Origin of the sequence: Armatimonas sp. (assembly GCF_031410135.1) — a bacterium.
Classification (GTDB): Bacteria; Armatimonadota; Armatimonadia; order Armatimonadales; family Armatimonadaceae; genus Armatimonas.
In genome coordinates this window covers 1-10676 of record NZ_JANNYP010000890.1, presented here as the reverse complement: position 1 = coordinate 10676, position 10676 = coordinate 1, and the positions used below count along the sequence as shown (strand labels likewise).

The 10676-nt window shown below is 59.7% G+C and carries 12 protein-coding genes; 4 read left to right on the top strand and 8 right to left on the bottom strand.

Features of this window, described 5'->3' with window-relative positions; genetic code table 11:
- The first annotated feature begins 65 nt into the window (after positions 1-65).
- Positions 66-1511: an MBL fold metallo-hydrolase gene (locus RMO15_RS31835; RefSeq protein WP_309722897.1), complete on the top strand. Its 1446-nt coding sequence runs from the start codon at positions 66-68 to the stop codon at positions 1509-1511.
- 3 nt (positions 1512-1514) lie between these two features.
- Here the strand turns inward: RMO15_RS31835 and RMO15_RS31830 are convergent, their stop codons facing one another.
- On the bottom strand, positions 1515-2168 hold the full coding sequence (locus RMO15_RS31830) for a DUF899 domain-containing protein (RefSeq protein ID WP_309722894.1): 654 nt from the start codon (positions 2166-2168) through the stop codon (positions 1515-1517).
- Between the two features lie 83 nt (positions 2169-2251).
- Between RMO15_RS31830 and RMO15_RS31825 the strand changes: the two genes are divergently transcribed.
- On the top strand, positions 2252-3226 hold the full coding sequence (locus RMO15_RS31825; RefSeq protein WP_309722891.1) for an FAD-dependent oxidoreductase: 975 nt from the start codon (positions 2252-2254) through the stop codon (positions 3224-3226).
- Here the strand turns inward: RMO15_RS31825 and RMO15_RS31820 are convergent.
- Genes RMO15_RS31820 through RMO15_RS31810 form a run of 3 tightly spaced genes read right to left on the bottom strand, consistent with a single transcriptional unit; the run spans position 3223 to position 5605 of the window.
- Positions 3223-4362: a sulfur transferase domain-containing protein gene (locus RMO15_RS31820; protein WP_309722888.1), complete on the bottom strand. Its 1140-nt coding sequence runs from the start codon at positions 4360-4362 to the stop codon at positions 3223-3225. The genes RMO15_RS31825 and RMO15_RS31820 overlap by 4 nt on opposite strands.
- A gap of 14 nt (positions 4363-4376) precedes the next feature.
- The gene (locus RMO15_RS31815) at positions 4377-5177 is read right to left on the bottom strand and encodes a prepilin-type N-terminal cleavage/methylation domain-containing protein (protein WP_309722885.1); all 801 of its coding nucleotides are present in this window, start codon (positions 5175-5177) and stop codon (positions 4377-4379) included.
- 20 nt (positions 5178-5197) lie between these two features.
- Entirely contained in the window at positions 5198-5605 is a 408-nt protein-coding gene (locus RMO15_RS31810) for a hypothetical protein (protein ID WP_309722881.1), read from the bottom strand.
- Between the two features lie 62 nt (positions 5606-5667).
- On the opposite strand from RMO15_RS31810, the gene RMO15_RS31805 reads away from it, so the two are divergent.
- Complete coding sequence (locus RMO15_RS31805) at positions 5668-6291, top strand: MarC family protein (protein WP_309722878.1); 624 nt, start codon at positions 5668-5670, stop codon at positions 6289-6291.
- 21 nt (positions 6292-6312) lie between these two features.
- Here the strand turns inward: RMO15_RS31805 and RMO15_RS31800 are convergent, their stop codons facing one another.
- Positions 6313-7140, bottom strand: coding sequence for a hypothetical protein (locus RMO15_RS31800; protein ID WP_309722875.1), 828 nt, complete (start codon positions 7138-7140; stop codon positions 6313-6315).
- A 10-nt stretch (positions 7141-7150) separates the two neighbouring features.
- On the bottom strand, positions 7151-7885 hold the full coding sequence (locus RMO15_RS31795; RefSeq protein ID WP_309722872.1) for a hypothetical protein: 735 nt from the start codon (positions 7883-7885) through the stop codon (positions 7151-7153).
- 118 nt (positions 7886-8003) lie between these two features.
- On the opposite strand from RMO15_RS31795, the gene RMO15_RS31790 reads away from it, so the two are divergent.
- On the top strand, positions 8004-8597 hold the full coding sequence (locus RMO15_RS31790) for an HD domain-containing protein (protein ID WP_309722870.1): 594 nt from the start codon (positions 8004-8006) through the stop codon (positions 8595-8597).
- Here RMO15_RS31790 and RMO15_RS31785 read toward each other — a convergent pair.
- Positions 8594-9472 carry a hypothetical protein gene (locus RMO15_RS31785; RefSeq protein ID WP_309722867.1) on the bottom strand — a complete coding sequence of 293 codons (879 nt, stop codon included), beginning with the start codon at positions 9470-9472 and terminating at the stop codon, positions 8594-8596. The genes RMO15_RS31790 and RMO15_RS31785 overlap by 4 nt on opposite strands.
- Positions 9469-10491 carry an SIS domain-containing protein gene (locus RMO15_RS31780; protein WP_309722864.1) on the bottom strand — a complete coding sequence of 341 codons (1023 nt, stop codon included), beginning with the start codon at positions 10489-10491 and terminating at the stop codon, positions 9469-9471. The genes RMO15_RS31785 and RMO15_RS31780 overlap by 4 nt, the downstream gene beginning before the upstream one ends.
- Positions 10492-10676 lie beyond the last annotated feature (185 nt).

The following is a 10676-nucleotide window of genomic DNA, read 5'->3' as shown; positions in this document are numbered from 1 at the left end:
ACATCACCGACGCTTCTTCCTGCTAGGCCGCGCAATAGTAAGCGGGAAGTGGGTAAACTAAGAGCATGGCACGAATTGAACATGCAAAGACGCAGAACCCGCAGATCGCGACGCTTACTTTTTGGGGCGGTGTGGGGACGGTTACGGGCTCGAAGTATCTCATCGAGACGAAAAACAGTAAGGTTCTGATTGACTGTGGGCTCTTTCAGGGCCTCAAAGAGCTACGCGATCGCAACTGGCAGGCACCGCCCTTCGACCCGGCGAGCATTGACGCGGTGGTGCTGACCCATGCGCACACCGACCATGTCGGCTATCTTCCTGCGCTGGTGAAAAATGGCTTCAAGGGTGAGGTCTACTGCACCCGCGCCACGGCGGAGCTGGCCCGGATTATCTTAGAGGACTCTGCGGAGCTTCAAGAAGAAGAAGCCGACTGGCGTAATAAAAAGGGCCTGACGGAACACCAGCCCGCGCTCCCGCTCTACGACCGCAACGATGTCCGGCGCACCCTCAAGCTCTTTCGCCCTCAGAAAGGTGGCACTGAGGGCTTTCAAGCCGCCAGCGACATTCGGGTGCAGTGGTGGCCCGCGGGGCACATGCTTGGCGCTCGCTCCCTCCGGGTTGAGGTAAGCGGTGCGGGAGCTCATGGCGAGACACGGAGCATTGTCTTCTCGGGGGATATAGGCCGTTGGAACCAGCCGGTTCTGCGCGACCCGGTGACACCGCACCCCGCCGACTATGTGCTGGTGGAGTCTACCTACGGCGATAGGCTCCACGAGGACGAAGACCCGCGTGAGGCGCTCGCTGAGGTGATTCGCGATGCCCACGCCCGCAACGCCCCCGTGCTGATCCCTGCGTTCTCCGTGGGCCGCACCCAAGACATTCTCTACCACATTCGGGAGCTGGAAGATGCCGGCGAGATTCCGATCGTCCCCGTTCGCGCCGACTCCCCGATGGCCGCCGAAGCGACGCAAGCCTACCTCCGTATGGCCGAGGAGCACGATGATGACACCCGTGAGCTCACGCAGAGAAAGCGCAACCCGCTCCGCACCAAGAGCATGGGTTTTTCGTCGAGCCGTGAGGAGTCTCGCCGATTAAACGAGGAGACAGGTGCTCGTGTGATTGTCTCCGCCGGGGGCATGATGACAGGCGGACGCATCATCCACCACGCCCGCCAGCTCGTCTCCAACCCCGAGGCGACGATCTGCTTTGTGGGCTTTCAGGCCGCTGGAACCACAGGCCGCCGTATTCTGGATGGGGAGCCCGAGATTAAGCTCTACAAAGAATGGTTCCCGGTGCGATGCCGCATCAAGAAAATCGGGGGCTTCTCGGGCCATGCGGACTACAACGAGCTTCTTGGCTGGCTAGAGCCGCTGGCAAAAGTCGCCCCGCGCCAGGTCTACATCACCCACGGCGAGCCCGAAGCGGCCCTCGCCATGCAAGGGCACATCAAAGAGCGCTTCGGCTGGAACGTAAACGTGCCCGCCTATGGTGACAGTATCGAGCTACGGTAGCACTTACCCGTAGGTGGGCTTTTGGGGCCAGCCTGCGGGGGAGTCCTCGAAGTCCTCTTGCCGACCGTAGGGCGTGACATCCAGAAGTGGGTAGGTGTGGACGAGGTTTTCAACGCCGCGTGCATAGGTGGAGTAGGTATGAAAAACGTCGTCCTCAAGCTGGAAAAAGACGCTCAGGCCCGATGCTTCACCCTGCTCACGGGTGACGTTGAAGTCTGTGTTAAAATCGCTCTCAAACGACGAGTACCAGGGGATGCTCCAGCCACGCTCTTGCTTCCAGGCATTGAGCTTGGCAAGCGGCGCACGGGAGACAAGAACAAACGTGGTGTCGCGCTCACCGAGGAGCGAGAGGTCCGCGATCGCGTCCACGAACCCCGTGCAGCCAAGGCAACCTTTCTCCCAGTCCGGGCCGAACATGAAGTGGTAGACAATCAGCTGGCGCTGGCCCTCAAAGAGACCCAGTAAGCTCCGTTTGCCGTCTGGCCCATCGAAAAAATACTCTTTGTCTAGCTTCACCATCGGAAGCCGCCGCCGTGCGGCAGCCAGACGGTCGCCCTCGCGGGTGTGTGCTTTCTCTTGGAGAAGGAGCGCCTCGCGCTCCGTATTCCACTGGTCACGGGAGACAATGGGAGGGTGGGGAGTAGAGTTTTCGGTCATGGCTATCGTACTCTCTCGTCCGGTAGCAATCCGGAAAGCCTGGTAGGAAGATTATTTTGCCACCAGGAGGGTATAACTCTGCCGTGAGTGATGTAACAGATTTTCTGGTGATTGGAGCGGGGCTGGCAGGGCTAGCCTTTGCGCGGCAGGTGCAGGCGGCGGGCGCGAGTGTCCGGGTGCTTGATAAAGGGCGCGGTGTCGGTGGTCGGGCGGCGACGCGGCGGTTTGGGGCGGCGCGAGTAGACCACGGCGCGCAGTTTTTTACGGCACGCTCCCCCGAGTTCCAGGCGATTGTGGAGGAAGGCTTAGCGGCGGGCTGGGTGCGCGAGTGGTACCGCTCCCTCCCAGAGTGGCGCGACGGCGCGATCCACACCCGCCCCGAGGGCCACCCGCGCTACGCTTGCCCCGAGGGAATCAGCGCCCTGCCGAAGTTCCTGGCACAGGGGCTGGATATTGTCACCGAGGCCGAGGTATCGGGGCTAGAGTGGGAAGCTGTTGGCTACGTGGCGACGGCAAAAGACGGACGTGCCTTTGCGGGAACGACCCTGATCTTAAATGTCCCTCCCGTTCAGCTTCTGACCCTCGCGACGGATCTGCTCCTGCCCGAAGCCGCAGAGCAAGTCGCGACCGCGACACTGGAGCCGTGCTGGGCGTTTATGGCGCTTTTAGAGGCAGATATTTCAGTGGACTGGCCCGCGCTGGAGCTGACGGATCACCCGGTCTTCTCCTGGATCGCACGGGATCACACCAAGCGTGAGCCAAGTGCGCCGCCCGTCTTGGTGGCTCATGCCAATGCAAACTGGACTCAGGCGCATCTGGAAGAGAGCCAGGCAACCGTGGAGGCCGCACTACGCACCGAGCTGGAGAACCTCCTTGGGCCGCTTGCGGTCACCCAGTGCCAGGCGCATCGGTGGCGCTACGCCAAGCCCAGTGCCGCGCTCGGGCAGCCGTTCTTCTGGGACGGAGCCCGCCAACTCGGGGCGTGCGGTGACTGGTGTGAAGGAGGCCGGGTCGAGGGAGCGTTTCTCTCGGGACTCCGGCTGGCCGCCGCGACTTAACGGTCAGAGCTTTTCTTTGCTAACTTGTAGCTAAGCTCTGCCCCGAGAAGCTCTTGGAAGATCGTCACCCAGCGCATGGACTCACCCACTTGATAGGCCTTTTGCACGGGGACTCCCTGGTACTTAACCAGATAGGCCACGAGCATAGGAGTGCTTCGCATCGCACTCTGGCAGTGGAGCAGAACTCTCCCTTGGGCTCCCTCTAGCGCCTGTGCCACCCGCTCCAGGTTGGCAGGTGAGAAGTCCGCTGCTGCTTGGATTGGGATAGAGATATAGGCCATCCCCAGCTCCTTGGCTACCGCCTCCTCATCGAATCCGCCCCGCTTTACCTGTGCCATCTCCTGCGGCGTTCTCAGGTTGATGACAGTCTTCACGCCCTGGCTTGCCAGCGCACGAAGCGCCTTCTCATCGGGCTGGGCTGCGTTGAGCACCTCGCCAAGATCCCAGAGTGCATAGGCTGTTAGGTTATCACCGGGTGGTGTTAGTAGCCGGGGCGCGGTCAGAGTCCGCTTCGCCCCAGGCTTTGAGAGCAGCCCCATGGGCGGCTTACGTGTCCCTGGCTTCGCCGGAGTCTTCGTGTAGGAAATGGGCATGTCCAGAAGCGCCGCAATACGATCAGGTGTCGCATTCATTTGCATCCCTGCGCTCCATGCCTCGTCCACGGAGACACCGCGATGGTTGATGAGGTAGGCCATCCAGACATACGATGCCCGCCAGGCGACGGTGCAGTGGAGCAGCACCCGTCCCCCTGTTTCTTTCTCCAGGGCCTCTGCGAACCTGGCAACCGCTAGTGGGGTGTAGGTATCCAGTGGGATATGCACGAACCGGACTCCCAGCTCCTTGAGAAGCGTTGCTTCGTCGAAGGGGACTTGTCTCCGATCATCAAGCTCAGGTTGGGTACGGACACAGATCACCGTTTTAAGCCCCTCCTGTGCCAGCTGTCGAAATGCCGCCTCGCTCGGCTGCCCAGAGACGAGGCACGCGCCCACATCAAAGATTCCTGCCTGGAAGCCTGGCGTATTGAGGCGCTTTGGCGGCTGGAACGAGGGCTTTTGCGCATAGGTGGATGGGGCAAGAGCGAGTGTCAGCGCCATGCCCAGCACATGACGACGTTTCCAGAAGTGGTGTCTCATCATTTTTTCTTTTCTTCTTACGGGCACGCACCGCGCACGCGCCAGATGAGATTTGCACCTCTCTCTTGCGCGAGCATGCCGTTGGCGGAGTAGGCTTTCACGTGGCCGTCGCCGTGGAGCACGATAGCAAGTCCCTGGCCCTGGCCGGTGCGCTGGTGGCGGGCGTAGACCGGCTTGAGGGTTCCTGCGCTCATCGCTGGGTTGGTCGCCACGAGGTCATTATCACCGATCAGCGGGGTGCTCAGGCGCACATCAAGCGCATTGACTTTTGCCGTCGGGACGCACGGATCGAAGTTATGGCCACGCCAGCGCCCGATGCTTCCACTGCCAAACGGCGCATTGGGGGTGTCGGTGAAGAGCGCGAGGCGGGCAGGCTCATCCACGCTGGCAAGACCGAGTGTGTTGGTAAATGCCTCGGTGGCGTTGGCAGTGGTGCTGGGATCACGGTAGGCGAGCTGGGCGTTCATGCCGATGGAGGCGTAGCCACGGGCGTTCCAGTCCGTCGGGTAGCCTGGCTGGAGCGCACTGGGGCACTTGAAGATACCGTCGTTTTTCACGTACGGCTGGATCATCTCCGACCAGATCGTCGGAGTAAGCGCCCCGGTGTTGTAGTTAGCTGTCATCGGGTACTGCTCGTCGTAGTCCTGAACATACATCATCACCGCGGTGGAGAGCTGGCGCATGTTGGAGAGACACGCAGCTTGGCGGGCTTTTTCGCGTGCCTGAGCAAAGACAGGGAAGAGAATCGCGGCAAGAATCGCGATAATCGCGATGACAACGAGAAGCTCAATCAGCGTGAAAGCAATTCGGCGAGTCATAGGAAATTATACCGGAGTTTTTAGGGATCCGCGGGCAAAAACTCGGTGTCGAGCAAGTACCAGTTCTTATCCGTCGGGCCGTGCTGAAGGTCCGCCTCGACACGCCGCTGGGTGACCTTTCCCTTGGGCTGTGTCCACTCGAGGATACCTCGGACTTTGTAGCGGTGGGGCTTGAGGTGGGTGAGGGTCAGCTCTCGAAGCTGGGCGGTATCGGCGATTTGCTTGGGCAAGAGCTGGCTACGCACATATTTCTGAGCGGAGCTATAGGCATCGCCTTCTAGCTCCTTCCGAAACTTCTGGAGCACGAGCTGACGTGCCTCGGTAGCCGCCTGTTCGTCCTCGCGCTGAGTCTGGATCCAGCGCTGCCCTAAGGCTCCCAGCAGAAGCAAGAGGGGCAAGAGGAAGAGAAGAGCACGACGGACCGTCATTGACTCTGCATTGTATCGTGACTCACTGGCGCTGTGACGCTGCGCGGTATACTTCTTCTCGTATGGACCCTACCACGCTACTCAAGACTATTGTCTCCCTGATCGTGGTGGTCGAGCCGATTGGATCCGCGCCGGTTTTCCTCACCCTCACCCAGCACCAGACGCCGCAGGAGCGCAAGCGCACTGCCCGGCGTGCCACGGTGGCGGTCTTTCTGATTCTACTCATCAGTGCGCTGGTCGGAAAGCTGATCCTGGAGCTCTTTGGCATTAGCCTCGCCAGCTTCAAAGTGGCGGGAGGGATTCTCTTTTTGTTTATGGGCCTGGAGATGATCAATGCCCAGCCTAGCCGCTCTCGTCAGACCCCTGAAGAGGCAGAAGAGGCGGAACATCGTGAGGATGTGGCGATTGTGCCGATGGCTCTGCCGCTGCTGGCGGGGCCGGGGGCGATTGGTTCGGTGATTTTACTTGCGCAAAAAGGCCCGTTCTTTCCCCATATTCTCTGGGTGGCCGGGATTATTGCCGTGGTGTGCTTTACCGCCTGGATCTGCCTGCGCATGGCGGCCCCGATGGGCAAGGCACTGGGCAGGACGGGGATGAATATTCTCAACCGCATCATGGGCCTGATCGTCGTGGCGGTGGCCGTCGAGTTTATTATCGGTGGTGTCAAGGCACTTTGGGCAAGCTAGCTTTTTAGCGACACTGCTTTTTTAGCTACGCTGGTCAAGCAGGCGCAGAGCCGTCTCTTCGTCGAGGAAAGTGGGCGGGACATACGCCTCTTCTTCGTCTTGCTCATCACGGCGGAGTAAGTAGGACTGGTAACCATCGAAGAAGACAATCACGCCGGTCATCTCATCAATGCGCATCAGGAGCGACTGACGGTAGCCCGCGCTGTTTTGCTCCTGCATCTCCACTTGATACCGAAGCTGGGCCAGCTCTGCTTCAAGCTGCTCGATACGGATGCGGGTGTGCTGGAGTGATGCCTCGGCCTGATGGCTGTTCTTGGTAAGCTCTTGGCGCAGGGAGACAAGCTGCATCGCCGCCTCTCCGACAAGCTCGGAGGGGTCATTTTTCTGGTGCTGGCTCAGCTCCTCTGCCATGCGGGCATACCGTGACTCCCGAGAGAGGTGCCCGGGGAGCGATGACAAAAACGCAACGATCTGGTCGGGGCTATAGCCGCTCTGAGGAGGTGCAAAGAGGGAAGGATGCTCTGGTTCTGGTTCTGGTTCTGGTACAGGCTCGGGCGTGGGGGAGTCCATCGCGAGACCCGCCTGGGCAAAGACAGCGGCTAGTGCCTCCCGGTAGACCTCGGGGGAGGGCGGGGCAGGTGACTCTGGCGCGGGAGGATCAGACCTGACTGGCGCGGGGGGACGCTCCTGTGTGGGCAAGATCATCGGTCGGGAAAGCGCCGAACTGACCACCACACGACTCTCCTCGTGGCTTCGTCTAAGGGCAGACGGCAGGTTCTCTTGCTCCAGCAAGGGCTTTGCGGGGGCAGGAGTGGGGGAGGTCTTGAGGTCGTCTTTCCAGGAAATCATGGGGATATCCTCACGCGATAGCGAGCCGTCCGTGATGTTTCAGGAGTTTTCGCACTCCCTCTTCGCGTTGAAATGCGGGTACTTCTGAGGGGACATAGGGCTGATTCTGTTGGCGGACATAACTCTGGTAGTGATCGAAGAAGACAATGACACCCATCATCTCATCCAGACGTGTGCGGAGGGCTTGGCTCCCCTCATCAGTACTGGCCTTACGCTCTATCATCTGGTTGCGCAAGCGAGTAAGCCGCTCTTCTAGAACTTGGATACAGATCTCATCGTCGGACTGGTCACGCTGGAAGCTCTCCTCAAGCGCCTTAATCTCCTGACGAATCGTCACAATCTGTTGCGCCGCTTCGCCCACCAGCTCCGTTGCCAGAGTGGTGTCATCGGAGGTGAGTCCCTTCAGCAGCCCCTGCACACGGGTACAGCGCTCGGTCGTGCTCAAGCTCTTGGGAAGGCCGGAGAGGAAGGCAACCGCGTGCTCTGCTGTAAACTGTGGCGGGGCGAGAGAGACATTCGCAGGCTCGGACGAGAGCAAGGTGCTGACATCCCAGCTCCCTAAGAGTCCCTGTGCCGGGCCGGGCAAAGACGCACTGGCATAGGCGGCCCAAAGCGGCTGTGGCACTGGAATCTCTGTCGCAATACGCCACTGCGCCGATCCCCGCACCGATTCTGTCGAGTCCGAGTCCCCTGGCAGCGTCACCCGATTGCGCTCACTATTTCTCCAGTTGGTTTTTATGGTCATACTCAATCCCCGTGTTTTTTCTGTCTCGTATATTTGTTGGGAAAAAACAGCGGACTCTCAACCCGCAGGAATACGGGGAATACCGGGAATCGGGTATTTTTTTCGTTATACTGGCTTTATGGACTCTTCCCGACTTTCCCAGCAGCTCGTTTTTCTTGCCGAAGCCGACCAGCTCAAGCGGGTGCTCCGGCGCACGTCTTTGATTGGCGGGGATCGTTTGGAGAACACGGCGGAGCATAGCTGGCACTTTGCGCTGATGGCGCTCACCCTGGCAGAACATGCCCCCGTCTCTCTTGACCTGACCCGTGTGCTCAAGATCGCGCTGATTCACGACTTAGTGGAAATAGATGCAGGGGATAGCTTTGTCTACGACACGAGTGCGATGGCGGATAAGGCTGAGCGCGAAGAAGCCGCCGCAAAGCGTATTTTTAACTTGCTCCCTGCTGACCAAGCCACCGAGTACCGTGTGCTCTGGGACGAGTTCGAGGCGCAGGAGACACCCGAAGCCAAGTTCGCCGCCGCGGTGGATCGGCTCTGTGGGATGCTACCCAACTACAAAAACAGTGGCGGGAGCTGGGTAGAGCATGGGGTCAGCGCTGAGCGTGTCACTGCCCGCAACGCGCCGATTGGTGTGGGAGCCCCGGCACTCTGGGACGTGGCGCGGGGCTGGATCGCCGAAGCGGTGGAAAAAGGCTGGATCGCAGAGCGCTAGGAGCGACGACGTAGCTCCTGAAGCTTGGCAACGCGCTCCGCGTCTCCGCGATCTGTGTCGTAGAGAAAACGGGCAAAGCGCTTCAGCTCTGTCGCGGCTTTGGGAGTTGTCTCCAGAAATGCCTGAGCGGTCTTGAGATCAAGCTGGAGGAGTGCGTGCGGAGCGGGCTCCATGATGAGTTGTGCGGCTAGTGTCTGTGCTGTCTCTAAGTTCTGCCCGATGACTTTCTCGCTCAGACCTTGCCCTGCCAGATTGGTTCTGAAGGCTTTGAGCAGGCGAATGTTTCCATCCCCAATCCGCGGACGCAATGTAGCGTCATCGGTAGGTAGGCTCAGTGTCAGTCCGACGCTCTCCTCGATATTGCGCAGTGCATCTTTGAACGATGCACGGTAGCCCCCGCCAAAGTAGATATTGGCAGGAGCATAAAAGCCATCAGTGATGATCTTCCCAGCAAAAGGCAGCAGTACCATATCAACAAGGACGGGGGGAGCGATGGGCACAATGGTTTCAATCGGACTACTCGGCCCCAAGATGCCGTAGGCGGCTGAATCACTTCCCATAGGAATGACAACCGTATACTTCTTCAGGTACTTGAGCACCACGAAACGTCCCTTGAGATGATGTGCCTGCCAGCTCGCCAGAGTTGCCTTATCTTCATCACGGAGGGGAGGCTCACTTGCCAAAAAATCCTCGATCAGTATTGGTCTCTCCCAGAGTGCTGCCCGAAGAGCCTGAGTCGCTTTGGAGGAGAGCTTGCCTACCCCTTCGAACTCGACGGGCCACTCTTGCTTGCCCCCGGTCTGCTGATCCACAAAGTACATCAGCTCATGCCAGAGCCGGAAGAAGTTCTCCGCCTCTAGAGAGCTCAGAGTCATCGAGTGACCGTCACTTTCGTCAGGCCGCTCGGGTTGTCGGGGTCGAGTCCACGGGCGACGGTTAGGTGGTAGGCGAGAAGCTGGGCGGGGAGAATATCCACAAGAGGCGAGAGCAGCTCCGTGCCTGTATTGATGAGAGGAAGCGCAGCGTCGGCGTCGGTGGATAGGGTGAGCACCCGTGCGCCACGGCTTGCGAGCTTGGCTGCCACTTCGAGCATCATGGGTTTGGTCTTGCCATCGGGCAGGAGCAACAGACACGGCGTGTTGGCCGGGACACTGGCGATGGGGCCGTGGAGCAGATCCGCTGACGAGAACGCTTGGGTCGTGGTGTGCGTGGTCTCGGCGATCTTCAGCGACGACTCAATGGCGGTGCACAGGTGCAGGCCACGGGCAACGGCCAGAATCCGCTCGGCATGAGTGAGCGAGTGCGCCACGGTTTGCGCTTTCCCCTCAAGCATAGCGAGCTCTTTACGCATGGCATCCGGCACGCGCCAGAGCGTTTCTGCGAGCTCGTTGTTGCCTGCCCAGCGGGCCGAGAGCTTGGCAAAAATTCCTAATGTTGTCGTGTAGGTCTTGGTAGCCGCGACGGCTTTCTCCACGCCTGCATTGCAGAACAAAACATGCTCGGCGATCTGTGAGAGCTTCGAGCCCTCTGTGTTGGTAATCGCCGCCGTGAGCGCGCCGCTTTTCTTGGCCTGCGTCATGACCTCGTTGATATCATCGCCCGCCCCGGACTGCGACACTCCGATCACCAGCGCGTCTTTATAGTCCACATCGGCCTCGTAGAGCGTGTGCACCGATGGCGCAGCAAGGCCACAGGGAACCCCGACCGTGAGCTGGAGTAGATACTTGGCATAGGTCGCCGCATTATCGCTGGTGCCTCGCGCCGCCAGAATCACATAGCGAACGTCCCGCGCTTTAATCGCCGCTACGAGCTCGGCAATGGCATCTTTGCTACCCGTGAGCGCCCGCTCCAGCGCCGCAGGCTGCTCGTTGATTTCTGAAAGAAGAATAGACATCGCAGAGAGTATACCCCTGACAGGTCGTAATGAACTCTCTTGCACTATCCTGAAAATACCGGCTCCAGCCCTCCCTCTTGAGGCATTGCTTTAGGCGAGAGTTGAACTTCGTAGCCCAAATGACCCAGCCGACTTACCAAAGTTTGAACCGTCTTCAGGGGCTGACGCTTGTCAAAGTAATCGCC